Below are 26586 nucleotides of genomic sequence, written 5' to 3'. Positions count from 1 at the left end.
GCCAGAGCGTGGTCGTCGGTGGCCGCGGACGACGACAGGCCCGGCACCACGGGTGCCGGGCCTATCGATGGATCAGTGGATCACTTCAGCTGTGCGGACGTCTTTCCCAGAACGCGTCGGGCGACGATCAGCTGCTGGATCTGCTGCGTGCCTTCGAAGATGTCGAGGATCTTCGAGTCGCGCGACCACTTCTCGAGCAGCAGGTGCTCCGAGAAGCCCAGCGTGCCGGCCAGTTCGACGGCCTTCAGCGTGATGTCGGTCGCGCTACGACCGGCCTTGGCCTTGGACATCGACGCCTGGAGCGAGTTGGGCTCCTTGTTGTCGGCCATCCATGCCGCACGCAGAGCCAGCAGGTACGCGGCCTCCCAGTCGGACTCGAGACGGATGTACTCCGCCGCGGCAGCGGACTGGTTGTAGGTCGCAGCGTCGTAGTCGATCTCGACGCCGGCGTCGGTCAGGATCGTGCGGAGCTCTTCGAGAGCAGCGCGCGCGACACCGATAGCCATGCCGGCGACCAGAGGGCGGGTGTTGTCGAACGTCTGCATGACGCCCGCGAATCCCTTGTCCGTGTCCACGTCGGGCGAACCGAGGAGGTTGTCCTTGGGAATGCGGCAGTTGTCCAGCAGCAGGGCTGCGGTGTCGGACGCCTTGATGCCGAGCTTGTGCTCGAGGCGAGCGACGGACAGGCCCGGTGCGTCACGCGGGACGACGAACGACTTGATCGCCGCACGGCCCTTGCTCTTGTCGACGGTGGCCCAGACGACGATGTGCGTCGAGCGCTCGCCGGCGGTGACGTAGATCTTCTCGCCGTTGAGAACCCACTCGTCTCCGTCCAGCACCGCGGTGGTGCTGACAGCAGCCGAGTCGGAGCCGAAGCTGGGCTCGGTGATGGCCATCGAGGCCCATACCTTACCGAAGCGCTCGAGCTGCTCGTCCGTGGCGACGGCCGCGATGGCCGAGTTGCCGAGACCCTGGTACGGGATGGACAGCGTCAGACCGACGTCGCCCCAGCAGGTCTCGATGACGTTGACCAGTGCGGACATGTTGCCGCCGTTGGCATTTGCGGTCTTGCTCGGCTTGGGGCCGTCGGTGCCGGATGCGCGGCCGCCCTTGGCGCCGCCGATCTCGCCACCGGCGTCGCTCATGCCTTCGATCATGGCGGCCATCGTGTCCAGCTCGACCGGGTAGGCGTGCTCCGCCAGGTCGTACTTGCGCGACACGGGGCGCATGATCTCGGCGGCGACCTGGTGTGCCTGGTTGACCGACGCCCTGAGCTTGCGAGGAAGTTCGAGATTGATCATGAGATTTCCTATCGAAAGGGTGGGTGTCGGATCAGATCAGGACGATGCCCTCGGCGACGCCGACGGCTCGGAGGTCGCGGTACCAGCGCTCGACCGGGTGCTCCTTGGTGAATCCGTGCCCACCGAGCAACTGGACTCCGTCGAGACCGATCTTCATGCCCTTGTCGGTGGCCAGACGATGGGCCAACGATGCCTCACGGGCGAACGAGAGGCCCTGCTCGGCGCGCGATGCGCCTCGCTGGACGACCAGACGCAGTCCGTCGAGCTCGATCGCGATGTTGGCCACCATGAAGGCGACGGCCTGACGATGGCTGATCGGCTCACCGAATGCGGTGCGGTCGTTGACGTAGGGGACCACGTAGTCCAGGACTGCCTTCGAGGTGCCGGCTGCCATCGACGCCCATCCGAGACGTGCGAGGCGGATCGCGTCGGCGTAGTCGGATGCGTGCGAGTCGGCATCACCGTCGCCGAGGAGGTTGGCCTCGGGGACCGCGACTCCGTCGAGGTGCAGGCGTCCGATGCCGGCGGCGCGCAGTCCCATGCTGGGATCTGCCTCCACCGACAGGCCGTTGCTGTCCGACTCGACGATGAAGAGTGCCGGGCGTCCGTCGAGTTCTGCTGCGACGATGAACAGTTCGCAGGCAGCGGCGGACGGCACGAGGCTCTTGACGCCGGTCAGCTTGTAGCCGCTGGGGGAGCGGACGGCCTTGGTCTGCAGCGCGAAGGGGTCGAACAGGGCACGCGGCTCGTTGACCACGAGTGCAGCGCTAGGAACCTTCTCGCCCGTGAACGACGGGAGGTACGTCTTCTGCTGCGCGTCGGTACCCCACTGAGTGAGAGCCACGGCGACACCACTGGGTGCGAGGATCGGCAGCGCGAGGCCCATGTCGCCGAAGGCCAGGGCCTCCGCGACGAGCGCGTTGGTGACGGCGCCGCGTTCGCTGGCCACACCTTCGAGCTGCTCGGGCACGTTGATCAGGGTCACGCCGAGCTCGGCGGCGCGTGTGACCAGATCACCGGGGGAGGCCGCGGCCTCGTCGGCGTCGTGCGCGGCCGGGCGCATGATCTCCTCGGCGAACTCCAGCACCGTCTCGACGATCATCTTCTGCTCGTCGTCCGGGGTGAGGTCGAAGTAGTCCAGGTTCTTGGTGGACGCCTCGGGGAGCCGCGCGGGCTTGCCCGTGCCGGAGACCTTCGAGAAGGTCCTCGTCGCCGCGCCGAGTGTCTTGAACCCGGTCTTCGTGCTCTCGTACGTCACCCGGTCGATCGTCTGGCGCAGGTTGTACTTCTCGGCCAGATCGGAGCCCGAGAGCTTGGTGAGAACCCGCATGGCGGTGCCGATGGCGTCGCGCTTGATCGGGTTGAGCCCGACCGCGGACGTATCGCGCACCGGGCGCCGAGACGTCTCTGTCTTGGTGGTGGGAGCGCTGTCGTTCTTCGTCATGATCACCAGCTGTTTCTCGGTGTTCGGTCGTGGACGGTTGCTATCTTACTCGGCGGTAAGTTGCGTGTCTACCGTCGAGTAGGTTCGGCGCGTCAGTCGATCCAGTACCGCGTCGTGCAGGCGTGAATTCGTCGCGACCGCGCTGCCGGCGTGGGGCCCGGGAGTTCCGTCGAGCGCGGTGAAACGTCCCCCTGCTTCGCGGACGAGGATGTCCAGAGGGGCCAGGTCCCACAGTGATACTTCGGGCTCGGCGGCGATATCGATCGACCCTTCCGCCACCAGGCAGTAGGAGAGGAAGTCGCCGTACCCGCGGACGCGCCACACCTCGTCGGTCAGATCGATGAACTGCTCCCGTAACCCGGCGTCCTTCCACCCAGAGAGACTGGAGAAGCCGAGACTGGCCGAACCGGTCGTGCCCACGGAGGACACCGACAGAGCTCGTGCGTCCTCGTCGTCGAAACGCGCGTGTGCCCCCAGCCCGTCGGCGGCCCACCATCGCCTCTTCAGCGCCGGGGCGCTGACGACACCCACCACGGGGACACCGTCGACGAGCAACGCGATCAAGGTCGCCCAGATGGGAACGCCGCGAACGAAGCTCTTGGTGCCGTCGATGGGATCGACCACCCACTGCCGTCCCGACAGAACGGCGTCGCCGCCGAACTCCTCACCGAGAACCGCGTCCGCCGGGCGAGCATCGGACAGGAGGCGGCGGACCTCGGTCTCGACAGCGAGGTCGGCATCGGAGACCGGGGTCAGATCCGGCTTGTCCTCGATGCGCAGATCCACTGCCAGGAACCTGGCGGTGGTGATGGCATCGGCGGCGTCGGCAAGGCGGAGGGCGAGGGCGAGATCGTCGGCGAGGTCGGTCACGGGGTGGGACGTTACTGCGGTACAGGCCATCGGGCCGTTGCCGGTAACCTCGGGCGCGTGCATCCTGACGTATCCGCTGACATCGCCGAACTCGACACGACCCTCAAGACCGTGGAGTCGGTGCTCGACATCGAGGAACTCCGCCGCCGGATCGACGAGCTCGAGCACCAGGCTGCCGACCCCGAACTGTGGAACGACCAGGACCACGCCCAGCAGGTGACCAGCGCGTTGTCGCACGCGCAGACCGAGCTCCGCCGCGTCGAAGCGCTGCGTCAGAGGCTCGACGACCTTCCGGTCCTCTACGAGCTGGCCGAGGCGGAGGAGGGCGACGCTGCGACCGAGGCACACGCCGAGGCCGACGCCGAACGGATCTCGCTGCACACCGACATCGAGTTGCTGGAGGTGCGCACCTTGCTGTCCGGTGAGTACGACAAGCGCGACGCTCTGGTGAACATCCGCTCCGGTGCCGGCGGCATCGACGCCGCCGACTGGGCCGAGATGCTCATGCGCATGTACATCCGGTGGGCCGAGAAGCACGGCTACGGAGTCGAGGTCTACGACACGTCGTATGCGGAGGAGGCGGGGATCAAGAGCGCGACGTTCGCGGTCAAGGCCCCGTACAGCTACGGCACCCTCTCCATCGAGCAGGGAACGCACCGCCTGGTGCGCATCAGCCCGTTCGACAACCAGGGTCGACGTCAGACCTCCTTCGCCGAGGTCGAGGTGCTCCCCGTCGTGGAGACCACCGATCACATCGAGATCCCCGAGGGCGACATCCGCGTCGACGTCTACCGGTCGTCCGGACCCGGCGGCCAGTCGGTCAACACCACGGACTCCGCCGTCCGGTTGACCCACATTCCGACCGGCATCGTCGTCACCTGCCAGAACGAGAAGTCGCAGCTGCAGAACAAGGTGTCGGCGATGCGCGTTCTGCAGGCCAAGCTCCTCGAGGTCAAGCGCAAGGAAGAGCGCGCGGAGATGGATGCGCTCAAGGGCGACGGCGGCAGCTCGTGGGGAAACCAGATGCGCTCGTACGTGCTGCACCCGTACCAGATGGTGAAGGACCTGCGTACCGAGTACGAGGTCAACAACCCGTCCGCGGTGCTCGACGGCGACATCGACGGATTCATCGAATCGGGCATCCGCTGGCGCATGCGTACCGACGAGTCGTAGGAACAGGCGAGGCACACCACTGTGGGTTCACTGGCACCACCCGACTTCGTCTTCTGGCTGCAGAACAGTTTTCTCGAGATCATCCTGTGGATCCTCGGCGGCATGCTCGCCGCTCGGGCCGTGGGATGGGCCGGCGGAAAGATCACCGGCCGGATCGATCGCACCTACCAGCAGACCGACGCCCTGGTCCGGACCGAGGCGGCCAAGCATCGGCATTCGGTCGCGCAGGTCGTGACCTGGGTCGTCATCGCGATGATCTACGTGTTGGTGGCGATCAGAGTGCTGCAGCGACTCGGCTTTCCCATCACGAGCCTCGTCGCTCCGGCCACCGTGCTCGGCGCGGCGCTGGGCTTCGGTGCGCAACGCATCGTGCAGGACATTCTGTCCGGCTTCTTCATCATCACCGAGCGGCAGTACGGCTACGGAGACGTGGTGCAACTCGCGATCACCGGAACGGCCGGGGACGCCATCGGCACCGTCGAGGACGTCACACTCCGCGTGACGCGCGTCCGGTCGGCGGAGGGTGAGGTGATCACCGTCCCGAACGGGCAGATCGTCAAGGCGGTCAACCTGTCCAAGGACTGGGCGAGAGCCGTCATCGACGTACCGGTGCCCCCGACGGCCGACCTGTCCCGTGTGACGGAGCTGCTCAAATCCGTCGGAGTCGACGCCTTCGAGGACAGGCGACTGTCCGAACTGCTGCTCGACGAGCCGACCGTCATGGGTGTCGAGAGCATCGAGGTCGACCAGGTCAACCTCCGCATCGTGGCGCGCACCCTCCCCGGAAAGCAGTTCGAGGTGGGGCGGGAGTTGCGGGCCCGCATCGCGATCACCCTGCGCAACGACGGCATCACCGTCTCGCCCGAACTGTCCGCCGATCGACCAGTGGGAGGGGAGCAGTGACCTCGAACGAACCCGGCACCGGTCAGGACGTCGGATGGCGGCGAAGTCTGCGCCCGGGATGGATGTCGCGGATTCCCGCGCGCATCCTCGGCGGATTCCGGACGACGACGGTCGTGATGGTGGTCGTCTTCTTCCTGGTGCTCGTGCTGTGGAACAACGTGCGCTTCGATCCCACGAAGAACGAGAATTCGCCCGTGTACGTTCCGCCCACCCCGACGTCGATCACTCCGACGGAGGAGCCGGAGCAGACGTACGCGCCGACGACGACGGTGTTCCCGACCACGACCACACCGTCACCCACCGTCACCACGACTGTTCCGGGTGACGACACCGCGGTCCCGTCCGGACAGCAGCAGACGACCGGCGTGGCGCCGACGACGACGCGCGCACCCGGCTTCCAGCTCCCGACGATTCCGGGCCTGCCGTTGCCGACCGGAACGAACTGACCCGCGCGTCGCGGTAGGGGCACTGTCGGGGCGCGCGGCTACACTGGCGACCCGTGATCAGCGTGGAGAACGTCTCGAAGTCCTACAAGTCGTCGACTCGTCCAGCGTTGGACAAAGTGACCGTTTCCATCGACAAGGGCGAGTTCGTCTTCCTGATCGGTGCGTCCGGGTCGGGGAAGTCGACGTTCATGAGGCTTCTCCTGCGCGAGGAGATGCCGACCTCGGGCAACATCACGGTCGCGGACTTCCACGTGAACAAGCTCGCCGGTCGTCGTGTGCCGAAGCTCCGGCAGAGCATGGGCTGCGTGTTCCAGGACTTCCGACTGCTCCAGAACAAGACCGTGTCGGAGAACGTCGCCTTCGCCCTCGAGGTGATCGGCAAGCCCCGCAACGTCATCGAGCGCACCGTTCCCGAGGTCCTCGAACTGGTCGGACTGTCCGGCAAGGCGGATCGACTCCCGACGGAGCTGTCCGGTGGTGAGCAGCAGCGCGTCGCCGTGGCGCGGGCCTTCGTGAACCGTCCCCTGGTGCTGCTGGCGGACGAGCCGACCGGCAATCTCGACCCCGACACCAGCCAGGACATCATGCTGCTGCTCGAGCGCATCAACCGCACCGGCACCACGATCCTGATGGCGACCCACGACAACCACATCGTCGATTCGATGCGCCGTCGGGTCGTGGAACTGGACAACGGCCGTGTGGTGCGCGACGAGGCGCGGGGCGTGTACGGAGTCGGTCGCTGATCGATTCCCGCTCCCGGCCCCTTCGACTTTTCCGGGCCACTGTCCGATTCCGTCTCGACGAAAGTATGTGAACGTGCGCGCCAGTTTTCTTCTCGGTGAGGTCCTGACGGGTCTGCGCCGCAACATCACCATGACCATCGCGATGGTTCTCACGACGGCCATCTCGCTCGGCCTGTTCGGCGGCGGCTTGCTCGTGGTGCAGATGGCCGGCAAGACGCAGCAGATCTTCCTGGACCGCGTCGAGGTCCAGATCTTCCTGACCGACGACATCTCCACCAGCGACCCGGACTGCACCTCGGGCATCTGCTCCGGCCTGCGATCCGACCTCGAGTCCACGCCCTCCGTGGTGTCCGTCCAGTACCTCAACCGTGAGGACGCCGTCGCGGATGCGACCGATCGTGTGTTCAAGGATCAGCCGGAGCTCGCGTCGCTCGTCTCGCCCGAGAGCTTCCCGGCGTCGTTCAAGGTGAAGCTGAGCGATCCGGAACGCTTCGGTGTGGTCAACGACCAGTTCGGTGCTCGACCCGGCGTGCAGAGCGTGCTGAACCAGCGCGAACTGGTGGATCGGCTGTTCAGTGTGCTGGCCGGCGTCCGCAACGCGGCCTTCGCCGTCGCCGTGGTCCAGGCGATCGCCGCGGTCCTCCTGATCGCGAACATGGTGCAGATCGCCGCCTTCACCCGTCGAACCGAGGTCGGCATCATGCGACTCGTCGGCGCGACACGGTGGTACACGCAGCTGCCCTTCCTGCTCGAGGCGATCGTCGCGTCGCTGGTCGGTGCCGTCCTCGCCATCGCCGGTCTGTTCACCGCGAAGTCCGCGTTCATCGACTCGGTCCTGGACGACCTGTACCAGGCCAACATCCTGGCCCGGATCACCACCAGTGACGTGCTCCTGGTCTCGCCCATCCTGCTGCTCGTCGGCGTCGGGATGGCGACGGTCACCTCGTACATCACGCTCCGGCTCTACGTACGCCAGTAACGCCCACCGGAACAAACGAGTGGACACCGTCCTTATGGTTGTCAGAAGTCATGTCCAGCCGCGCCCGAAGGAGTTCCAGCTGTGAAGGAGAAAGGTCGCAAGGCCATTGCGACCAACCGCAAGGCGCGCCACAACTACACGATCCTCGATGTGTATGAAGCCGGTGTCGCGTTGGTCGGTACCGAGGTCAAAAGTCTGCGGGACGGCAAGGCGTCCTTGGCCGACGCGTTCGCGACTGTCGACGACGGCGAGGTGTGGCTACGCGGACTGCACATTCCCGAGTACATGGCGGGGAGCTGGACCAACCACGCGCCGCGTCGTAACCGCAAGCTGCTGCTGCACAAGCGGGAGATCGAACTGCTGATCGGCAAGACCCGCGAGGGCAACATGACCCTGGTGCCACTGTCGATGTACTTCAATGAGGGCAAGGTCAAGGTCGAGCTGGCCCTGGCGAAGGGCAAGCAGGACTACGACAAGCGTCAGGATTTGGCCCGTCGCACGGCGGAACGCGAGGTCACTCGTGAGCTGGGTCGTCGGATAAAGGGAATGCGCTGACCGCGATCGTCCTCGCGCTGATCGCGGCGCTCGGCTACGGCGTCAGTGACTTCGTCGGAGGAGTCGCGTCCCGACGTGTCGCCGCGCTGCGCGTGGTCATCGTCTCGTACCCGGTCTCGGTTCTGATCGTGGCAGCCGTGATGCCGTTCGTCGGAGGCACGCTGACCGCGTCGTCCGTGATGTGGGGCGCGCTGTCCGGACTGGCCGGCGGAGTTGCCGTGTGGTGGTTCTATCTGGCACTCGCCGTTGGACCGATGGCTGTCGTCTCCCCGATCACCGCAGTCGTGGTGGCAGGTGTGCCCGTCGGCGTCGGACTGCTCCTGGGCGAGCGTCCCGGCGTGCCGGCGTACATCGGCATCGCTCTGGCGCTGGTCGCCGTGATCATGGTCAGCAAGGAGTCTCCCGACGACGCAGCGGGTGATGTGGCCGGGGGTCGGACGCTGCGGTTCACGCCCCGCGTGGCATGGCTGACCGTCGGATCCGGTCTGGCGTTCGCGTTGACGTTCATCTTCCTCGACCTGGCCGGGGAGGACGACGCAGGTCTGTGGCCGTTGCTGGCCAATCGGGTCACGGCCACCGCCCTCGTGTGGGCAGTCGCCGTCGGCACGGGCATGTTCTTCTTCCCCCGCGGAGGAGTGCTGAAGCTGGCCGCGTGGATCGCGGTTCTGGACGTCGCGGCCAATGCAGCACTGCTCTACGCGTTCCAGGGTGGGCTCCTGTCCCTCGTCAGCGTGATCGCCTCGCTCTATCCCGCCGCGACCGTGTTGCTGGCCATGGTGATGCTGGGAGAGAAGGTTGCCAAGGTTCAGATCGTGGGCATGGTCATCGCTCTGGGTGCGGTCGGGCTGATCACCGCGGGTGCCTGACCACCTGTCGGTGACTGCAGGCTCGGTGGGCACCACACTCGACGTGCTCCTCTGCTACGAATGGAGGACATGAACACCGAAGCGGGCGCACGTGTCGTCGTCACCGGGGCAACCGGATACATCGGCGGTCGGTTGGCGCCGCGATTGCAGGAAGCCGGTTACCGCGTTCGCGTTCTCGCGCGATCGCCGCAGAAACTTCGCGACGTTCCGTGGGCCGCGAACGTCGAGGTCGTGCGCGGCGACCTGAACGACCGCGAGTCGCTCGACGAGGCGTTCCGCGACGTCGACGTCGTCTACTACCTGGTCCACTCGATGGGCGGTTCGGATCACTTCGCCGAGGCCGAGCGGATCAGCGCGCAGAACGTCGCCGACGCGGCGAAGGCTGCAGGAGTTCGCCGCATCGTCTACCTCGGAGGTCTGCACCCGGTCGACGGCGAGCTCTCCCCGCACCTCGAGTCCCGCGCCGAGGTCGGTCGGATCCTCATCGACTCCGGCGTCTTCACCGTCGTGCTCCAGGCCGGCGTCGTGATCGGGTCGGGATCCGCGTCGTTCGAGATGATCCGCCATCTCACCAACCGACTCCCCGTCATGACCACCCCGAAGTGGGTGCACAACCAGATCCAGCCGATCGCCGTCCGCGACGTGTTGCACTACCTGATCGAGTCTGCGACAGCCCCGTTCGAGACGTCCCGTACCTGGGACATCGGTGGTCCGGATGTTCTGCAGTACGGCGAGATGATGAACGAATACGCCAGCGTGGCGGGCCTGCGCAAGCGTCGGATGTTGGTGCTGCCGGTGCTGACGCCCAGGCTGGCCGGTCACTGGATCGGGCTGGTCACGCCGATCCCCAGGGGCCTGGCCATGCCGCTCATCGAATCACTGCAGTACGACGCCATCGCCCACGAGCAGGACATCGACACGGTCGTGCCTCCGCCCGAGGGCGGATTGACCACCTTCGCGGATTCCGTCCACCTCGCGTTGCGACGCATCGAGGACGGCGAGGTCGAGACGACGTGGTCGAACGCTACCGACAACGGCGCACCGTCGGATCCGCTGCCGTCGGACCCCGATTGGGCCGGTGAGGTGGTCTACGTCGACGAACGGGCCCAGGACTGCAACGCCCCGCCGGAGTTGCTGTGGGACGTCGTCGAGGGAATCGGCGGCGAGAACGGCTGGTACTCGTTCCCCGCCGCGTGGGTCATCCGCGGGTGGCTGGACAAGGTCGTCGGCGGAGTGGGCTTGAAGCGTGGTCGACGCGACCCGCGCCGCCTGGTCAACGGCGAGGCTCTCGATTGGTGGCGTGTCGAGGAGATCGAGCGTGGATCGCTGTTGCGGTTGCGCGCGGAGATGAAGGCGCCGGGCGGAGCCTGGCTCGAGCTCAAGGTGCTGCCGCTCGACGGCGGCAGGCGGTCGCGGTACGAGCAGCGCGCCATCTTCTTCCCGCGTGGCCTGGGCGGACGTGTCTACTGGTTCGCCATCATGCCGTTCCACGGCGTCATCTTCCGGGGGATGCTCGAGAACATCACGCACAAGGCGGAGCGTGCGGCCGACACCGGCAACAAACGGGATGAAACCCGCGTCGGATGACGTTAGACTGGTGAGCCGCCGGAGAAGTTCGGCGGACACATCGCCTTCGGGCGGGAAAGGGGCTGAACGGTTTCGACTGTGTGCGTCTAGTTAGGGGAAGCGTGCCGGTGCAGGCGAGAGACCACCGTAAGCGTCATCGCAAAAATATAAGCGCCGATTCCAATCAGCGCGACTACGCACTCGCTGCCTAAGTAGCGACTGCGTGTCTGTCAGTCCGGTTTCGCCCTCGGGCCGGGTACTGGCATCAGCTAGAGGGCTCACCTATTCACTCGGCTGCGGAGTGATGTGGAACATCAAACAGTGGCTGGGATCGTCATCCAGGCTTGTCTGCGAGATCTGGAGATCCAAGTAGAGGCATAGCGGACTGCGCACGGAGAAGCCCTAGCAAACCGACACAGGACCCGGGTTCGATTCCCGGCAGCTCCACAGAAATACCGACCACCGGCCGGACACCGTGAAGGTGTTCGGCCGGTGTCGTGTCAGCCACAGATCGACATCCACCACGGTCGGCGTAGCGAATGAGGAGTATGAGCAGCACTGACTCCAACATCACCCCGCATCTGCACGGACTGCGTCGCGGCCCGGCGTCCGCGGCGGTTCTCGTCCTGCACGGCGGGAAGGTGGCGAGCACCGACAGGGCGCAGCCGTGGCAGTTGTCCGCCGTCCGGATGGTGCCGTTCACCCGCGACCTGCGACGCGCGGCGGGTGACGACACCGTCGTCACCCAACTGCAGTACCGGTACCGCGGGTGGAACGGAAGCGATCGCAGTCCGGTGCGCGATGCGCAGTGGGCGTGCGACCGACTGGTCGAGGCGTACGGGCCGAACGTGAGCATCACGGTCGTCGGTCATTCGATGGGTGGGCGCGCCGCCGCGGCCATTGCCGGCCATCCCCGCGTCGTCGCGGTCGCCGCACTTGCTCCGTGGTGGCCGGACGGCACCGAGACCGACACGATGCGTGCCGGGCAGAAGCTTCTGGTCCTGCACGGCACGGTGGACCGCTGGACCGATCCTGTCGCGTCCCGCGCGGCGACGGAGCGGGCATCGGCCAGGGGAGTGGACGCCACATTCGTCGCGATGCGCGGAGCCGGACATTTCATGCTTCGATCACCGCGGGCATGGTCGAGCCGGGTACGCGAGTTCGTTCTCGACCAATCGCGGAAGGTCTCGTCTACGAAACCCGAGTGATACAGCGAACGGTTCTCCGCTTCCCGGAGACGTCGCTTCACGTTAGGGAGAACACACATGACGGACGGTGACCTCACCGAGCGGCGCGTCGCCGTGGTCGGAGCAGGGGTCGCGGGCCTCACCGCCGCGTACGTCCTCTCCAAGAACGCTCGTGTGACCGTGTACGAGGCGGACGAGCGGCTGGGCGGACACGCCGACACGCATTCCGTGTCGACGACGTCGCACGGCGTGATTCCCGTCGACACCGGTTTCATCGTCCACAACGATCGCACCTACCCGACGTTGCAACGGCTCTTCCGCGAACTCGACGTTCCCACGCAGGAATCGGACATGAGCATGTCCATCCGCTGCGACGGTTGCGGTCTCGAATACTCCGGCGGCCAGGGATTCTCGGGTCTGTTCCCGAGCCCCTCGGTGCTCCTGCGCGGTCGTTACCTGCGAATGTTGCTCGACGTCACGCGCTTTCACCGTAGCGCTCGTGCGCTGCTGGCTGCCCCCGACGACGATTCGACAGTCGCCGACTTCCTCGCACACCACGAGTTCTCGGAGTACTTCGAGTCGCACTTCATGACGCCGCTGGTGTCCGCCGTGTGGTCCTGCGAGCCGTCACGGGCCTTGGATTACCCTGCGCGCTACCTCTTCTCGTTCCTCGAGCACCACGGAATGCTGGGCGTCGGCGGATCACCGACCTGGCGGACGGTGACGGGCGGATCCGTCACGTACGTCGATCGGGTCGCGGAGAGAATCGCCGACATTCGCACCGGTACGCCGGTGGCGTCGATCCGGCGGACCGACCGGGGCGTGGAGATCGAGGACGCTCGGGGGTCGACGGACACCTACGACGCCGTGGTCGTCGCGACCCATCCCCAGCAGGCCCTGAAGATGCTGGCAGATCCGACCTCCACCGAGCACCTGGTCCTCGGTGCCATGCCGTACTCGCCGAACGTCGCGCGGCTGCACACGGACGAGACAGTTCTCCCGCGGACGCCGAGAGCTCGCGCGTCGTGGAACTACCGGATGCCCCAGTGCAGCGCTGCGCCCGGCGGGGTCGTCGTCACCTATGACATGTCACGGTTGCAGCGGCTTCCGGACACGGGGTCTCGCTATCTCGTCACCCTGGGCGACGAGAACGATCCGACCGCCGAGGGCGCCGCGCTCGACTCGTCCGCGGTGATCGAGACCATGCGATACGAGCACCCGCTGTACACGTCGGAATCGGTGGCGGCGCAGGCGCGTCTTCCCGAGTTGGACACCGACCAGGTCGCGTATGCCGGTGCCTATCACGGGTGGGGATTCCACGAGGACGGCGCCGCATCGGGTCTGCGTGCAGCCGAACGCCTCGGCGGAGCCTGGACATGAGCGGGATGCGGACGCCTCACGACACTCGGCCGGCGATCTACGACACGTCCATCCGGCACATCCGGACGGCTCCCGTCGAGAACGAGTTCACCTACCGCAGCTACTCGTGGTTCGTCGACATCGACCACCTTCCTGCACTTCCCGGCCCGTTGGCAGCGTTCGCGGCGATCGACTCCGCGGACCACGTCGGTGATCCGGCGGCGTCACTGCGGTCCAATCTCGACGATTTCCTGCAGTCGCGGGGCATCCCTCCCGTCGTCGGCCACATCACGATGCTGACCAACGCACGCGTCCTGGGGTACGTGTTCAACCCGCTGACCGTGTACTGGCTGCACGACCGAGCCGGACGCGTCGAGCACGTCGTGGCCGAGGTGCACAACACCTACGGAGAGCGGCACCGGTACCTGCTCGACACCGACGAGCGTGGCGCCGCCCGTACGCTCAAGGAGTTCTACGTCTCGCCGTTCAACGACGTCAGTGGCGAGTACGCGATGCGACTTCCCGAACCCGACGGCACTCTGGCGCTGTCGATCACGTTGATCCGGGACGGCCACCCACCTTTCGTCGCGACGATGTCCGGTACCGGACGGACGGCGACACCGGGGGTCGTCGCGCGCGTTCTGGCGCGCGCCCCGTTCGCTCCCCACGTGGTGAGTGCGCGTATCCGGCGCCAGGGCATCGCGCTGTGGGCGCGCGGACTACGCACAGTTCCGCGGCCGCCCGCACCCGATGACACACGCCCCGCAACTCCTGCCCCCGACACCCTGACAGAAAGCACCGAGATGACTCCTTACGCGCCGGCACGGACGATCGATGCGGACCGATGGCCGTCGATCGGCACGGCTCCGATGACGGTCAAGGCGCGTCTCGCCGCGCCCGTCGCGGACGCGTTGTTCCGGCGAGCGTCGGAGCATCTGAACATCCGCGTCGAGATGCCGGGCGGTGTGGTTCTCGGCGGCGGCGCGAACGATCCGTCGGCACCCGTCATGACGATCCACCGCCCGCGCGACTTCGCGGCGCGGGTGGGTGAGAGCGGCCTGATCGGATTCGGCGAGGCCTACATGGCCGGCGACTGGGACGCGCCGGATCTCACCGCCGCCCTGGGCGTATTCGCCGAGCGCATGGCGACCCTGATCCCGAAGTGGTTGCAGCGCCTTCGCGGGCTCTACATTCCGAAACAACCGAAGACCGAGACCAACACGACGACCAACACGCGGTCGAACATCTCGCGGCACTACGACCTGTCGAACGAGATGTTCGAGCTGTTCCTCGACGAGACGATGACGTACTCGAGTGCGCTGTTCCCGTCGCTGACTCCGGCGCCGACATGGGACGACTTCGCGGATGCCCAGCGCGCCAAGATCGACCGTCTCCTCGACCGAGCCGGGGTCACTGCCGGGACACGGGTTCTCGAGATCGGCACCGGCTGGGGTGAACTGGCCATCCGGGCGGCCGAGCGCGGGGCCACGGTCCGATCCGTCACGCTCTCGATCGAACAACAGGAACTGGCATACAAGCGCATCGACGCAGCGGGCTTCGCCGACCGTGTCCAGGTGGACCTACTGGACTACCGCCTGGTCGACGGCGAGTACGACGCGATCGTCTCGGTCGAGATGATCGAGGCTGTGGGACACCAGTATTGGGGCGAATACTTCCGCACCATCGACTCCGTCCTCGCGCCCGGTGGCAAGGTGGCCATCCAGGCCATCACGATGCCGCACGAGCGCATGCTCGCCACGCGGAACACCTACACCTGGGTGCACAAGTACATCTTCCCGGGCGGGTTCCTGCCGTCGATCCGTGCGATCGAGAACATCACCGAGAAGGAGACGACGCTGCGGGTGCGCGAGCGTCTGTCCATCGGTGACCACTACGCACGGACACTCCGACTGTGGGACGAGCGCTTCCGTGATCACGTCGAGGAAGCTCGCATGCTCGGCTTCGACGACGTCTTCGCCCGGATGTGGCACTTCTACCTCTGCTACTCCGAGGCCGGATTCGGGTCGGGCTACATCGACGTCCAACAGATCCTGCTCGAACGAAGGAGTGACTCATGACCACCGACGCCACCGTGGCAGCCCGACTGGAGACGTTGCTGGCGCCTTTCGTGGGAGGTGCGTTGCCGGTACGGCTGACCGCCTGGGACGGATCGACCGCCGGGCCGATCGACGCACCCGCCGTGACCCTCTACAGCCCGAACGTCCTGCGGCGGTTGCTGTGGAGTCCCGGCGAGCTGGGTGCGGCGCAGGCCTACGTCACGGGTGAACTGGATGTCGAGGGCGATCTGAACGAGGCACTGACCCACGTGTGGGAGGTCGTGCGCTCCCGTCGCCTCACCGCGGTCCGGCCGAGCCCCAAGGCCGTCGTCGACCTGATCCGCACGGCCGCGTCCCTGGGCGTCGTCGGGCTCGGACGCGGTGGCCGACCGCTGCCCGCCCCCGCGTCGCAGGCCGTCATCAAGGGTCGCCTGCACTCCCTGGTCCGGGACCGCGCTGCCATCAGTCACCACTACGACCTGTCGAACGAGTTCTACGAGATGGTGCTCGATCCGCAGATGGCCTACTCCAGTGGCTACTGGACGTCGGACGACCCCGCGTACGGACTCGAGGATGCGCAGCGCGACAAGCTGGACCTGGTCTGCCGCAAGATCGGACTCGACACGCGCTCCGGTATGCGGTTCCTCGATGTCGGCTGCGGGTGGGGATCGCTCAGCCTGCACGCCGCCGAGCACTACGGCGCGCAGGTCGTGGGCGTCACCATTTCCCGCGAACAGAAAGCGTTCATCGACAAGCGGATCGCCGACCGCGGACTCCAGGACCGGGTCGAGATCCGGATCCAGGACTACCGCGAGGTGCCCGACGGCCCGTTCGACGCCGTCGCGTCCATCGAGATGGGCGAGCACGTCGGCGAGAAGAACTACCCGGTGTACGCGAAGGCGCTGTACGACAACGTCGTGGCCGGCGGTCGAGTGCTGGTGCAGCAGATGTCTCGCAAGGCGGGAGACAACCCCGGCGGCGGCGCGTTCATCGAGTCGTTCATCGCGCCCGACATGTACATGCGACCGGTCGGTGCGACGGTGGCGATGATCGAGGAATCCGGCCTCGAGGTGGGCGACGTACATGCGCTGCGCGAGCACTACGTCCGAACCGTCGACGCCTGGTACGAGACCTTCGAGAGCCGTTGGGACGACCTCGTGGCGTTGGTCGGCGACGAGGTGGCGCGGGTGTGGCGCCTGTACCTCGTCGGCGGCGGGATGGCTTTCCGCGACGGTCGGATGGGCGTCGATCAGATCCTGTCGGTGCGACCCGACGAGCGCGGCGTGTCTTCCATGCCGCCCGTGCGGTCGCACGGGTGAGCATGGTCGGCACCGACGCCGGGACCTGGGGCGCCTTCGCCGTGGTCACGGTGTCGTCGCTCGTGGCGGTCGTCGTCGTGCTGACGGTGACCGCGCTGATCGGTTTCCGGATCGGTCGGCACAATGTGGTCGACGTCAGCTGGGGTGCCGGCTTCGTGGCGGTGGCGCTGGTCGCTGCGCTGACGGGAGCCGGCGACGGCTGGCGTCGAGTGCTGCTGCTCGTCCTGGTGGGCGCGTGGGGCACCAGGCTCGCCGTGTCGATGTTCCGACGATCACGGGGCAAGGGCGAGGATCCGCGCTACGAGAAGATGCTCTCGTCGGCTCCCGGAAGTCCTGCGCTGTACGCGATCCGCAAGATCTACCTGACGCAGGGGCTCGCGTTGTGGTTCGTCTCGCTGCCGGTGCAGGTCTCGGCGGTGACGCAGGGGTCCGCGGGCATCATCACCGCGCTCGGTGTGGTGGCGTGGATCGTCGGCATCTCGTTCGAGACCGTCGGCGACAAGCAGATGGACGACTTCAAGGCCGACCCGTCGTCCAAGGGCACCATCATGGACCGCGGCCTGTGGCGATTCACCCGTCACCCGAACTACTTCGGGGACGCGTGCGTGTGGTGGGGCATCTTCCTCGTCGCCGCCGCGCACTGGCCGGGCGTGCTGACGGTGCTCTCCCCGGTGGCGATGACGTACTTCCTCGTCTTCGCGACGGGCGCGCGCCTGCTCGAGCAGCACATGGCCGAGCGTCCCGGCTACCGCGAGTACCAACAGCGCACCAGCTACTTCGTCCCGCTCCCGCCGAAGAAGGCGTGAGCCTTCTCCGGCGGACCGTGTCACCGCGTGAGAAGCGCGACCGGAAGGTCGGCGAGAAGCTCGCCGACCGCGACGGATCCGGAGACGCTGCGACCGGTGAGCACGTCCGTCCACGTGCCGTCCGGTAACTCCAGAGCGGTGTCACCCCACCCGGGTTCCACCAGGCCGAGCGACAGGCGGGTAGCGATCGCCAGGACATCGGAGTCCTCGGCGGCCGGACCGCGACCGAAGGCGACGACGTGATCGGCAGCGGTCCCGGTGGCGAACACGGGGGAGTAGCCGCCGCCGACGAAGCTCGACGGGCGTTCTCGGCGTAGGCGGGCGGCGGCCCGGGTCACGTGGAACTTCGCCGCCCCGGTGGCGTCGAGTGCAGGTGTGCCCGAGGTGTCGAGCAACGCCCGACGTGTGGAGTAGTCCACGTCGTGGCGGTTGTCCGGATCGACCAGCGAGTCCTCCCAGAGTTCCGTGCCCTGATAGATGTCGGGAATTCCGGGGCCCGCGATGTGGAGGAGCTTCTGGCCCAACGCATCGGTCCATGCGTGCGGTGCGATCTGCGAAACGAAGCTCGTCACCGACGATGCGACCGGACCGTCGAGGACGGTGTCGATCCACGAGTGCACGGCCGACTCGAAGTCCTCGTCGACGTCGTTCCATCCGGTGAACGACCCTGCTTCGCGGATCGCCTTCTCCGCGTAGGCATGCAGTCGCTCGCGGTACTCGTCCGTCACGACGCCGTCTGCAGGCCACGTCCCGATGATGTTCTGCCACAGGAAGAGTCCGGTGGGACCGTTGGGTGACGGCGCCTCCGCCTCCCAGTCCACGAGGCAGCTCCGCCACAGATCGGGTGTCTGCGAGAGGATTCCGATGCGCGCGCGGACGTCCTCTCCGCGCTTGGTGTCGTGTGTCGACAACGTCGTCATGGCGCGGGGCCACAACCGTGCTCGCTCCGACAACCGGAGATGGAACTCGGCGACCGATCGACCGAAGCGCGACGGGTCTCCGCCGACCTCCTGCAGCGAGACCAGGCGCGAGGTGCGGTAGAACATGCAGTCCTCGACGCTCTTCGCCATCACGGCGCCGGCCACCTGCTGGAGCCGACCCGACGCTTCTCCGCTGGTGGACACCGCCGCTGCGAGGATCTCCAGCCCCGGAACGAGGGCCGGTCGATCGACGGCGACGTCGCCGAGCAGACGCGGCAACATCCCGGCGAGCGGTGCGTAGTCCGACCGGTAGACCGGCATCCGTGCGACCACCGCGGTGACGGCGTCCATCGCGAGATCGTGGTCGAAGTCCAGACCGGTGTCGCGAGCGATGGCCGCCACCAGGCGACGTACCTCGGGAGCCAACTGCGTGCGGGCGGTGTCCTCCTTGATCGCGCGCTCCGCCCCGTGGACCCACGATGCGTCTCCGGCATCGCCTGTCGTGTCGAGAGAAAGCTGCGTCAGCGCGGACTCGCCTGTCGGATCGACGAAGACACCGCCCAGATCCGCCAGCGCGTCGTAGCCGGTGGTGCCGTCGACGGGAAGGGTGACGTCCAGCGGTTCGTCCGCCGTGAGGATCTTCTCGATGACGAGCCACGAGTCGGGTCCGACGACGCCGCGCAGCCGCGACAGATACTCGGCGGGCGCCGTCAAACCGTCGGGATGATCGACGCGGACCCCGTCCACCAGACCGTCGTCGAACCAGCTGCGGACTTCGGCGTGCGTCGCATCGAAGACTGCCGGGTCCTCCTGTCGCAACCCGGCCAGGTCGCTGACGGAGAAGAATCGGCGGTATCCGATGCGGCCCGAGCGCCATCCCACCAGTTCGTAGGACTGCTTGTCGTGCAACGCCTTCGCGTCGTCGGAACCGTCGTCGGTAGACGGGTCCACGGGATACCGGTTGTCGTAGTACGCCAGCACGACCTCGTCGCCGGACCTGTCGACGCTGAGCTCGTTCACATCGGCGTCGTCACCGAGGACGGGCAGCGCGACGCGTTCGGCGCCGGCCCAGTCGATGTCGAAGTACGACGCGTACTGCGATGCGCGACCGAACTTCAGAACGTCCCACCAGAACGGATTCTCGTGGGCCGTGGCGACGCCGAGATGGTTGGGAACGATGTCGACGACGACGCCGAGACCGTGCGAGCGGGCTTCGGAGACCAGTTCTTCGAGGGCAGCGCGACCACCCAGGGCTTCCGAGACCGTGCGGGGATCCGTGACGTCGTAGCCGTGCGTCGAGCCCTCCGAGGCCGTGAGGATCGGGGAGAGGTAGACGTGCGAGACACCCAGTTCGGCGAGGTAGGGAACCAGCGACGTGGCGTCGCGGAGGGTGAAGCGATCACCCCGCAGCTGGAAACGGTAGGTCGAGGTGATCGCGTCGCGGGTCATAGCGCTTCCTTACCCCGTTTTCCGCAGCACCAACAGTGATCGTGCTTGCACCTCGACGGCCGTCCCGGCAACGATGACGCGATCGTCGGCGCCGGTAGCGCTGGCGGTGTCCAACGCGACGGTCCACTCGTCCGCGTACTTGCCGTCGAGAGTGGTGAAGTCGATCGGCTCGTGGTGCGCGTTGAAGCACAGGTAGAACGTGTCGTCCACGACACGGTTGCCGCGGTTGTCGGGCTCGGGAATGTTCTCGCCGTTGAGGAAGACGGCGAGGGATTTACCGAAACCGCTGTCCCAGTCCTCCTCGGTCATCTCCTCGCCGGTCGGGGTGAGCCACGCGATGTCGCGAGTCTGCTCCGCCTTGCGGATGGGACGGCCTTCGAAGAACCGGCGACGGCGGAAGACGGGATGGTCGTTGCGCAGGGCGATGACCCGCGAGGTGAACTCGACGAGATCGGAGTTCGTCTCCGCGAGTGACCAGTCCATCCACGCCAGTTCCGAGTCCTGGCAGTAGACGTTGTTGTTGCCCTGCTGAGTTCGGCCCATCTCGTCGCCGTGCGCGAGCATCGGTGTGCCCTGGCTCAGCATCAACGTGGCCAGCATGTTCCGGATCTGACGGGCACGCAGCGACAGCACCTCGGGATCGTCCGTGGGACCCTCGACGCCGCAGTTCCACGAGCGGTTGTGGCTCTCGCCGTCGTTATTGTCCTCGCCGTTGGCCTCGTTGTGCTTGTCGTTGTACGACACCAGGTCGTTCATAGTGAAGCCGTCGTGGGCGATGACGAAGTTGATGCTCGCGCCGGGTCGCCGGCCGGTGGCCTCGTACAGGTCGGACGACCCGGTCAGTCGAGATGCGAACTCGCCCAACGTCGCCGGCTCGCCGCGCCAGTAGTCCCGCACGGTGTCGCGGTACATGCCGTTCCATTCGGTCCACAGACCGGGGAAGTTGCCGACCTGGTAGCCGCCCTCGCCGACGTCCCACGGCTCGGCGATCAGCTTGACCTGACTCACCACCGGGTCCTGCTGCACCAGGTCGAAGAATGCGCTCAGCTTGTCCACGTCGTGCAGTTCGCGGGCGAGTGTCGACGCGAGGTCGAAGCGGAAGCCGTCGACGTGCATCTCGGTGACCCAGTACCGCAGGGAGTCCATGATCAGCTGAAGGGTGTGCGGGTGGCGCACGTTCAGGCTGTTGCCCGTCCCCGTGTAGTCCATGTAGAAATACGGATCGTCGTCGACCAACCGGTAGTACGCAGCGTTGTCGATGCCGCGGAACGCGATCGTCGGGCCCATGTGGTTGCCCTCGGCGGTGTGGTTGTAGACCACGTCGAGGATCACCTCGATGCCGGCTTCGTGGAACGAGCGCACCATCGTCTTGAACTCCGACACGGCCGAACCGGCCATGGGGGAGGACGCGTACTCGTTGTGCGGAGCCATGAACCCGAACGAGTTGTAGCCCCAGTAGTTGCGAAGTCCCTTGTCCACCAGGGTCTGGTCCTGCATGAACTGATGCACCGGCATCAGTTCGATAGCGGTAACGCCGAGCTTCTCCAGGTGGCTGATCACGGCCGGATGGCCCAGACCGGCGTACGTGCCGCGCAGATCTTCCGGAATGTCGGGATGCGTCATCGTCATGCCCTTGACGTGGGCCTCGTAGATGACGGTCTCGTTGTAGGGCCGACGCGGAGAGCGGTCGTTCTGCCAGTCGAAGAACGGGTTGACGACGACCGTGGTCATCGTGTGTCCCAACGAGTCGTGTTGCGGGAAATGGGAATCGCCGTCGTCGGTGTCGGCGTCGTCCTCGGGTTCCGGAGTCGTCGCGGCCGGCGCGACGGATCCGCCGGTGGGAACGTTCGCCCGAGTGGCGTCGACGGTGCGCGAGGCGGCCGCGGAACCGGCCGGGCCGCCGTCGTGGGCGTCGCCCGGATGGACCACGGCATCCGTGTCGTCGGCGGCTGGGACCGCCGGTGTCGGCTGCTCGGGGATGTCGATGTCGTAGCTGAAGAGCGACCTGTCGCCGTCGAAGGCGCCGACGAATGCTTTCCCGTACGGGTCGAGCAGGAGCTTGCTGGCGTCGCACCGTTGTCCGGCGCCGGGGTTCCACGGACCGTGGACGCGGTAGCCGTATCGCTGACCGGGCTGCACCTGCGGAACGTAGGCGTGCCAGACGTACCCGTCGACCTCCTCGAGCCGCACTCGTGTCTCACTGCCGTCGGTGTCGATCAGACACAGATCGACCGCTTCGGCCACCTCGGAGAACAAGGCGAAGTTGGTTCCGGCGCCGTCGTAGGTTGCGCCCAGGGGGTACGCGCTGCCGGGCCACACCTGGATCGTCGGTTCGTGTGCATGGTCGACGGACATGTGCGAAACCCTATCCCGGCCGAACCCCGAGTCACGCGTCGGCGAGTGAGGCCGCAGATCAGAGCGGTGAGAGGACTTGCTCAGGACAGCCGGTCGACGAGGGCGCATCCGAGATCCGTGCCCGATCTCCAGGCGCTCTCGACCCGCGGTGACCCTTCCGGACACCACTGGTCGCCCGCGAAACCGATCAGTCGGTCCTCCGACTCGACGATGCCGTGACTGCGGTCGTGCGCACCGGACGGTTTCGCGAACGTCCACCGGTGGGTGTGCGTCCACTCGGGAGTCCCGATGCCGGTGAGTGCCGCGACGGCGTCGACGACCGTCAACACCGCGCCGGCCGGATCCTCGAGGTGCCGCCGGGCTCGCGCGGACGTCGTGTGGGCCACGATCACCGGCGCCCCGTCACCGCGTCGTGCACCGTCGCGCGCCAGGAACTCGATGTCCGCGTCGTCGGAGACGAAGGCGGCGTCGTCGAACGGGAGTCGACGGGCGTCGTCGGCGGACAACCCGAGGGCCACCGCGATCACGGGGTCGTAGTCGACGGAGTCCGGAACGTCCACGAGTCGGGAGGCCTGAGGGTCGGGCATCGCCACGACGACGTGACCGGCGGGCAGAGCGTCCGCCTCGGTGGCGTCGACATCGATATCCGCGAGCAAGTCCTCGACCAGGGAGCGCAGCCCGCCGGGGGAGCCCCAGCGCATCGGGCCCGGCTTCTGCTCCGGGGCCTTGCCCTTTGCCAACACGGTGAAGGTGTCGGTCCACTCGTGCACGAGTCCGCGAGAGGCCCAGTCGGCCACGACATCACGGAAGCCGTCGTCGCGCACGGTGAAGTAGCCGGCGCCGAGATCGACTCTGCGACCGTGGACCTCGGGCGAGGACATCCGCCCGCCGACTGCGCGGCCTCGGTTGCGCACGACGAACGGAATGCCCGCGTCGCGGAGGACGCGAGCGCAGGCGGCGCCGGAGATTCCGGCGCCGAGCAGGGTGACGGGAGACGTCGAGGAGGTCACGCGTTCAGCGTACGGACGCGGCGCCTGATGCCGTCGACGAAGAGTTCGAGGCCGAACGCGAACCGAGCGGTGGCGTCCGTGTCGAGGTGCTGGTCCGTGCCCGCGGATTCCGGGACCGGCGCAGCTCCGGCCGACTCCATCTGCAGGCGCGACTGCTCGTCGGTCGTCGCTCCCAGGACGTAGTACAGGACGGCGTCCGCGGCATGGTCCGCGTCGCCCGTGGACAGGCCCGCGGCGATGAGATCGGCGGCGAAGGTCGACCGCACAGGATGGGTGACCGTGCGGGCCGACAAGCTCGACGCGACGACCTCGGCCCCGTCGCGGTGGGCGAGGAGTGCGTCGCGCAGGCGGTGCGCCCGCGCCCGTACGTCGTCCAGAGGGTGCTGCTCCGCGCCGACGGATCGATCGAGCCGGCCGAGAATGCGATCCGATACCGCACCGAGAAGTGCCTGTTTGTTGGCCACGTGCCAGTACAGAGCGCCCGGTGCCACGCCGAGTGACCCGGCGAGGCGGCGCATCGACAAGTCCGCGAGTCCGTAGTCGTCGAGGATCACGAGCGCGCCGTCGACGACGTCGTTCTTCCGCAACTGCATGCGCGCGTCCTCTCGGCTACTCGTCCGTCGACCCGGACGGTCGTTCCCGCACAGCCTAGGCTGGCCGGTGTGAACGAAGTCGACATGTCCGAGGTGGCGTCACGTCGTGGTGGCTCGATCGGACGCTCGCTGCGCGTCGTCGCATCGTTCGCGTCGGTCGGTCTCGTCCTCGGCGCGCTGTGGGCGCTGACGGCTCCGGTGGAGCACGTCGCCGCCGTCGGCGACGGTCGCGCGATCGTGCTGACCGGGGAGAGCGATCACCGATTCGACGCACTGGCTCTGTTCCTCTGCATCACGGCCGCGGCCGGAGTGGTTGCGACAGTGGGCGTCTGGTCCGTCGTCTCCGATCGTGGTCCGCGTCTCGCGGTCGACACCGTGGTCGGCGCGTTCGCCGGATCCGCAGTCGCCGCCGGGGTCGGTCTCGCCGTGGGTGCCCTTCGCTACGCCTCCGCCGAGGGTGCAGCACGAGGCGATGTCGTCGGGCTCGCTCCCGGTATGTCGACACCGCTGGCGCTGCTCGCGCAGCCGCTGGCCGCGGCGGTGACGATCGTCCTGATCGCGGCACTGTCCGCGTCGGACGATCTGCGACGCGGTGACACCGTGGAAGCGTCCGACGAGTCGATGTCGAGCTCGTGACATTCGGGCTCGGAGCACCGGTTCGTCTGCTTCACTGAGCAGTCATGGGGCGGCCTTCCGAAGGCCGCGTGGGGGGCCTCATCGTTCGCGTAGGAAGGCCGTCCCGGGTGGCGAATCCCGTCCTACGCTGGCTGAGCAGCCCCGTCGACTACAGGTGGACGGTGAAGTACTTCGAGACCCACACCGCCCTCGCCTCGACGCGAGTTCTGATCGGGTTGTCGTGTCTGTTGTTCGCGGCGCTGTACGTCGTGGCCGGAGTATCGCCGCCGACAGCTGCTTCAGGGGTGGGATCGGTGATCGTGTTCGCCAACGCGGTGGGAACGGCTGCGGTCGGGGCCGCGTGGATCCGGGGTCCCTGGCCCTCGCGCAGAATGTCCCTGGCCTTCGTGGCATATGCGGACATCGGGCTGTCCGCGGTGATCCTGTCGCTGTCCGACCCGCTGGCACTTCTGCCCTGCACCATCCTGTTCGGCGTGGCCAGCAGTTACGTCGCCACGTTCCACACGCCACGCGTGTTCGCTGCGCATCACACCGTGTCGGTGGCCGTCTGTATTGCGGTGTTCGCGTCGGCAGTGAGGTCGGACGCCGAATCCGGCACGGAGGTCACGCGATTGGCCGTGACCTACGCAATGCTCATCGTCATGGTGCTCTTTCTCGCACCGATTTCGATCTACCGCTTGCAGTTCATCCAGAAGAGCGACGTCGCGGCGGCCTATCTCGATCCGTTGACCGGTCTCCGCAATCGACGCGGACTCACCGCCTCGGCGGACGACCTGGTCGGACTTCGCGTCGACCTCGCGGCCGTCGTGGTCGACATCGACCGCTTCAAATCGATCAACGACCGGTTCGGTCACCATCACGGTGACGCGGTGATCCGACGGACGGCGGCGATCATCGACGAGGCGTTCCCGTCACCGTCGATCACCGCGCGCACGGGAGGCGAGGAGTTCGCCGTCATCACCGCGCTGCCGCTCGACGAGGTGATGTCGCGCGCCGCATCTCTCTGCGCCACCTACCTCGAACAGTCCGACCCGGACTCCAGTCTGAGCATCGGCGTCGCGTCGTCACCCGTGCGGGCCACGCCGCGCGACGCGGAGGTGCTCCTGATCCATGCCGACCGGGCCATGTACTCCGCGAAGGCCCGCGGCGGCGATACCGTCGTACTCGACCGACGTGATCCCGAACAGTCGACGACCGTCGGGCCCGGCAGAGTCCCGAGCTGACCAATCACCCCGGTGGGCGCAGAGCAGCGAACTCGTCGGTGACACGGAGGGCGGTGTCGCGGAACCGGTAGAGCGCCGCCGGTCGTCCGCCGGTGGGGCCGGGAGGGGCGGTCCGACCGGTCGACTCGATCACTCGTCGCCGATTCAAGACGCGTTGGAGATTCGTCGTGTCGACCTGGTAACCCAATGCGGCACAATAGATGTCGCGAAGCGTCGACATGCTGAACTCCGTGGGCGCCAACGCGAAGGCGATGTTGGTGTAGGACAGTTTCGCCGCCAGCCTGGTCCGTGCATGCGCGACCATCGTCCCGTGGTCGAAGGCCGTGTCGGGGAGATCCGCGACCGCATGCCACGCGGTGTCGACGGGAAGTCGGGGATCACCGTCGATCGGCACCAGGCCGAGGAACGTGGAGGCGATCCGGCGTTCTCCGGGAACCCGGCCGGGTTCGGAGAACACTGACAGTTGCTCGAGGTGCCGCACCTCCCGCACGTCGACCTTCTCGGCGAGCTGGCGTCGTGCGGAATCCATGAGGTTCTCGTCGTCGCCCAGCCGACCACCGGGCAGGGACCATGTTCCGCGTGCCGGCGCCAGGGCTCGCTGCCACAGCAGGACGCACAGTTCGGCCGGCCGGTGGGCAACCTGTTCGCGCACCTGGAAGACGACGGACAGGACTTCGTGAACGGGTCCTGCGGCCGGATCGAGGCCGACCCGGGGGTGCTCGTCGGTGGCGGTGCTACGATGAATCACGTTTTCGATCATAAGTCGAAAACCCCGCCGGGTCCATTCCGGCGGATCGGCACCCGGCGAATTCCGTCGCCGAACGCA

At 67.0% G+C, this 26586-nt stretch carries 23 protein-coding genes, 1 other RNA gene and 1 pseudogene; 17 read left to right on the top strand and 8 right to left on the bottom strand.

Annotation, left to right across the window (positions count from 1 at the left end):
* Positions 1 to 80: 80 nt before the first annotated feature.
* From AC0IX4_RS16780 to AC0IX4_RS16770, 3 genes are read right to left on the bottom strand one after another with little or no spacing between them, the layout of a single operon-like run.
* The gene (locus tag AC0IX4_RS16780; protein ID WP_042573269.1) at positions 81 to 1301 is read right to left on the bottom strand and encodes an acyl-CoA dehydrogenase family protein; all 1221 of its coding nucleotides are present in this window, start codon (positions 1299 to 1301) and stop codon (positions 81 to 83) included.
* Positions 1302 to 1332: 31 nt separating this feature from the next.
* Positions 1333 to 2745: an acyl-CoA dehydrogenase family protein gene (locus AC0IX4_RS16775; RefSeq protein ID WP_471830014.1), complete on the bottom strand. Its 1413-nt coding sequence runs from the start codon at positions 2743 to 2745 to the stop codon at positions 1333 to 1335.
* Between the two features lie 45 nt (positions 2746 to 2790).
* Complete coding sequence (locus tag AC0IX4_RS16770) at positions 2791 to 3615, bottom strand: inositol monophosphatase family protein (protein ID WP_471830013.1); 825 nt, start codon at positions 3613 to 3615, stop codon at positions 2791 to 2793.
* 57 nt (positions 3616 to 3672) lie between these two features.
* On the opposite strand from AC0IX4_RS16770, the gene prfB reads away from it, so the two are divergent.
* The 15 genes and pseudogenes from prfB (at position 3673) to AC0IX4_RS16695 (ending at position 17574) form a co-directional block, all read left to right on the top strand.
* On the top strand, positions 3673 to 4788 hold the full coding sequence (gene prfB, locus AC0IX4_RS16765) for a peptide chain release factor 2 (protein ID WP_042573272.1): 1116 nt from the start codon (positions 3673 to 3675) through the stop codon (positions 4786 to 4788).
* A 102-nt stretch (positions 4789 to 4890) separates the two neighbouring features.
* Positions 4891 to 5691 (top strand): mechanosensitive ion channel family protein, encoded by an 801-nt coding sequence (locus tag AC0IX4_RS16760; protein WP_082042899.1) that lies wholly within the window; start codon positions 4891 to 4893, stop codon positions 5689 to 5691.
* Positions 5688 to 6137: a hypothetical protein gene (locus AC0IX4_RS16755; protein ID WP_471830011.1), complete on the top strand. Its 450-nt coding sequence runs from the start codon at positions 5688 to 5690 to the stop codon at positions 6135 to 6137. The genes AC0IX4_RS16760 and AC0IX4_RS16755 overlap by 4 nt, the downstream gene beginning before the upstream one ends.
* Before the next feature lie 53 nt (positions 6138 to 6190).
* Positions 6191 to 6880: a cell division ATP-binding protein FtsE gene (ftsE, locus tag AC0IX4_RS16750; protein WP_042573275.1), complete on the top strand. Its 690-nt coding sequence runs from the start codon at positions 6191 to 6193 to the stop codon at positions 6878 to 6880.
* 73 nt (positions 6881 to 6953) lie between these two features.
* The gene (ftsX, locus tag AC0IX4_RS16745) at positions 6954 to 7859 is read left to right on the top strand and encodes a permease-like cell division protein FtsX (protein WP_042573400.1); all 906 of its coding nucleotides are present in this window, start codon (positions 6954 to 6956) and stop codon (positions 7857 to 7859) included.
* A gap of 81 nt (positions 7860 to 7940) precedes the next feature.
* Positions 7941 to 8414 carry an SsrA-binding protein SmpB gene (gene smpB, locus AC0IX4_RS16740; protein WP_042573276.1) on the top strand — a complete coding sequence of 158 codons (474 nt, stop codon included), beginning with the start codon at positions 7941 to 7943 and terminating at the stop codon, positions 8412 to 8414.
* Entirely contained in the window at positions 8411 to 9280 is an 870-nt protein-coding gene (locus AC0IX4_RS16735; protein ID WP_471830299.1) for a DMT family transporter, read from the top strand. The genes smpB and AC0IX4_RS16735 overlap by 4 nt, the downstream gene beginning before the upstream one ends.
* A gap of 69 nt (positions 9281 to 9349) precedes the next feature.
* Positions 9350 to 10867: an SDR family oxidoreductase gene (locus AC0IX4_RS16730; RefSeq protein ID WP_056072370.1), complete on the top strand. Its 1518-nt coding sequence runs from the start codon at positions 9350 to 9352 to the stop codon at positions 10865 to 10867.
* A 58-nt stretch (positions 10868 to 10925) separates the two neighbouring features.
* Positions 10926 to 11296: a transfer-messenger RNA gene (ssrA, locus tag AC0IX4_RS16725) on the top strand.
* Between the two features lie 98 nt (positions 11297 to 11394).
* A complete protein-coding gene (locus AC0IX4_RS16720; RefSeq protein WP_056069075.1) occupies positions 11395 to 12054 on the top strand; it encodes an alpha/beta fold hydrolase in 660 nt (219 codons plus the stop codon).
* 57 nt (positions 12055 to 12111) lie between these two features.
* Complete coding sequence (locus tag AC0IX4_RS16715; RefSeq protein WP_042573278.1) at positions 12112 to 13413, top strand: NAD(P)/FAD-dependent oxidoreductase; 1302 nt, start codon at positions 12112 to 12114, stop codon at positions 13411 to 13413.
* A pseudogene (locus AC0IX4_RS16710) lies at positions 13410 to 14123 on the top strand (DUF1365 domain-containing protein); the annotation flags it as partial. The gene AC0IX4_RS16715 and the pseudogene AC0IX4_RS16710, both read left to right, overlap by 4 nt.
* A 72-nt stretch (positions 14124 to 14195) precedes the next feature.
* Positions 14196 to 15470, top strand: coding sequence for an SAM-dependent methyltransferase (locus tag AC0IX4_RS16705; protein ID WP_042573403.1), 1275 nt, complete (start codon positions 14196 to 14198; stop codon positions 15468 to 15470).
* Positions 15467 to 16768 (top strand): class I SAM-dependent methyltransferase, encoded by a 1302-nt coding sequence (locus AC0IX4_RS16700; RefSeq protein ID WP_471830008.1) that lies wholly within the window; start codon positions 15467 to 15469, stop codon positions 16766 to 16768. Before AC0IX4_RS16705 ends, AC0IX4_RS16700 begins: the two co-directional genes overlap by 4 nt.
* Before the next feature lie 2 nt (positions 16769 to 16770).
* Complete coding sequence (locus tag AC0IX4_RS16695; protein WP_042573280.1) at positions 16771 to 17574, top strand: DUF1295 domain-containing protein; 804 nt, start codon at positions 16771 to 16773, stop codon at positions 17572 to 17574.
* A 20-nt stretch (positions 17575 to 17594) separates the two neighbouring features.
* Here the strand turns inward: AC0IX4_RS16695 and treY are convergent, their stop codons facing one another.
* The 4 genes from treY to AC0IX4_RS16675 form a co-directional block, all read right to left on the bottom strand.
* Positions 17595 to 19943, bottom strand: a complete 2349-nt coding sequence (gene treY / locus AC0IX4_RS16690; RefSeq protein WP_471830006.1) for a malto-oligosyltrehalose synthase — start codon at positions 19941 to 19943, stop codon at positions 17595 to 17597.
* A 9-nt stretch (positions 19944 to 19952) separates the two neighbouring features.
* On the bottom strand, positions 19953 to 22298 hold the full coding sequence (gene glgX, locus AC0IX4_RS16685) for a glycogen debranching protein GlgX (protein ID WP_042573282.1): 2346 nt from the start codon (positions 22296 to 22298) through the stop codon (positions 19953 to 19955).
* 80 nt (positions 22299 to 22378) lie between these two features.
* The gene (locus AC0IX4_RS16680; protein WP_471830005.1) at positions 22379 to 23308 is read right to left on the bottom strand and encodes an NAD(P)/FAD-dependent oxidoreductase; all 930 of its coding nucleotides are present in this window, start codon (positions 23306 to 23308) and stop codon (positions 22379 to 22381) included.
* Positions 23305 to 23901 (bottom strand): TetR/AcrR family transcriptional regulator C-terminal domain-containing protein, encoded by a 597-nt coding sequence (locus AC0IX4_RS16675; protein WP_042573284.1) that lies wholly within the window; start codon positions 23899 to 23901, stop codon positions 23305 to 23307. The genes AC0IX4_RS16680 and AC0IX4_RS16675 overlap by 4 nt, the downstream gene beginning before the upstream one ends.
* A gap of 69 nt (positions 23902 to 23970) precedes the next feature.
* On the opposite strand from AC0IX4_RS16675, the gene AC0IX4_RS16670 reads away from it, so the two are divergent.
* Both AC0IX4_RS16670 and AC0IX4_RS16665 read left to right on the top strand, forming a co-directional pair.
* Positions 23971 to 24537 (top strand): DUF2567 domain-containing protein, encoded by a 567-nt coding sequence (locus AC0IX4_RS16670; RefSeq protein ID WP_052493117.1) that lies wholly within the window; start codon positions 23971 to 23973, stop codon positions 24535 to 24537.
* 161 nt (positions 24538 to 24698) lie between these two features.
* The gene (locus tag AC0IX4_RS16665) at positions 24699 to 25760 is read left to right on the top strand and encodes a GGDEF domain-containing protein (protein ID WP_162245350.1); all 1062 of its coding nucleotides are present in this window, start codon (positions 24699 to 24701) and stop codon (positions 25758 to 25760) included.
* A gap of 4 nt (positions 25761 to 25764) precedes the next feature.
* Here AC0IX4_RS16665 and AC0IX4_RS16660 read toward each other — a convergent pair whose 3' ends face one another.
* Complete coding sequence (locus AC0IX4_RS16660; RefSeq protein WP_471830003.1) at positions 25765 to 26520, bottom strand: NUDIX hydrolase; 756 nt, start codon at positions 26518 to 26520, stop codon at positions 25765 to 25767.
* Positions 26521 to 26586 lie beyond the last annotated feature (66 nt).

Source organism: Rhodococcus sp. AC861, assembly GCF_979256035.1.
This window is presented reverse-complemented; position numbering and strand designations above follow the sequence as displayed.

What these genes read in the sequence shown, in the direction of transcription:
- AC0IX4_RS16705 (WP_042573403.1), top strand. Translation starts at nt 14,196, where the DNA reads ATGACTCCTTACGCGCCGGCACGGACGATCGATGCGGACCGATGGCCG.
- AC0IX4_RS16695 (WP_042573280.1), top strand. Translation starts at nt 16,771, where the DNA reads ATGGTCGGCACCGACGCCGGGACCTGGGGCGCCTTCGCCGTGGTCACG.
- AC0IX4_RS16730 (WP_056072370.1), top strand. Translation starts at nt 9,350, where the DNA reads ATGAACACCGAAGCGGGCGCACGTGTCGTCGTCACCGGGGCAACCGGA.
- AC0IX4_RS16675 (WP_042573284.1), bottom strand. Translation starts at nt 23,901, where the DNA reads ATGCAGTTGCGGAAGAACGACGTCGTCGACGGCGCGCTCGTGATCCTC.
- AC0IX4_RS16720 (WP_056069075.1), top strand. Translation starts at nt 11,395, where the DNA reads ATGAGCAGCACTGACTCCAACATCACCCCGCATCTGCACGGACTGCGT.
- AC0IX4_RS16775 (WP_471830014.1), bottom strand. Translation starts at nt 2,745, where the DNA reads ATGACGAAGAACGACAGCGCTCCCACCACCAAGACAGAGACGTCTCGG.
- AC0IX4_RS16660 (WP_471830003.1), bottom strand. Translation starts at nt 26,520, where the DNA reads ATGATCGAAAACGTGATTCATCGTAGCACCGCCACCGACGAGCACCCC.
- AC0IX4_RS16780 (WP_042573269.1), bottom strand. Translation starts at nt 1,301, where the DNA reads ATGATCAATCTCGAACTTCCTCGCAAGCTCAGGGCGTCGGTCAACCAG.
- AC0IX4_RS16760 (WP_082042899.1), top strand. Translation starts at nt 4,891, where the DNA reads ATGCTCGCCGCTCGGGCCGTGGGATGGGCCGGCGGAAAGATCACCGGC.
- AC0IX4_RS16700 (WP_471830008.1), top strand. Translation starts at nt 15,467, where the DNA reads ATGACCACCGACGCCACCGTGGCAGCCCGACTGGAGACGTTGCTGGCG.
- treY (WP_471830006.1), bottom strand. Translation starts at nt 19,943, where the DNA reads ATGACCCGCGACGCGATCACCTCGACCTACCGTTTCCAGCTGCGGGGT.
- AC0IX4_RS16715 (WP_042573278.1), top strand. Translation starts at nt 12,112, where the DNA reads ATGACGGACGGTGACCTCACCGAGCGGCGCGTCGCCGTGGTCGGAGCA.
- glgX (WP_042573282.1), bottom strand. Translation starts at nt 22,298, where the DNA reads ATGTCCGTCGACCATGCACACGAACCGACGATCCAGGTGTGGCCCGGC.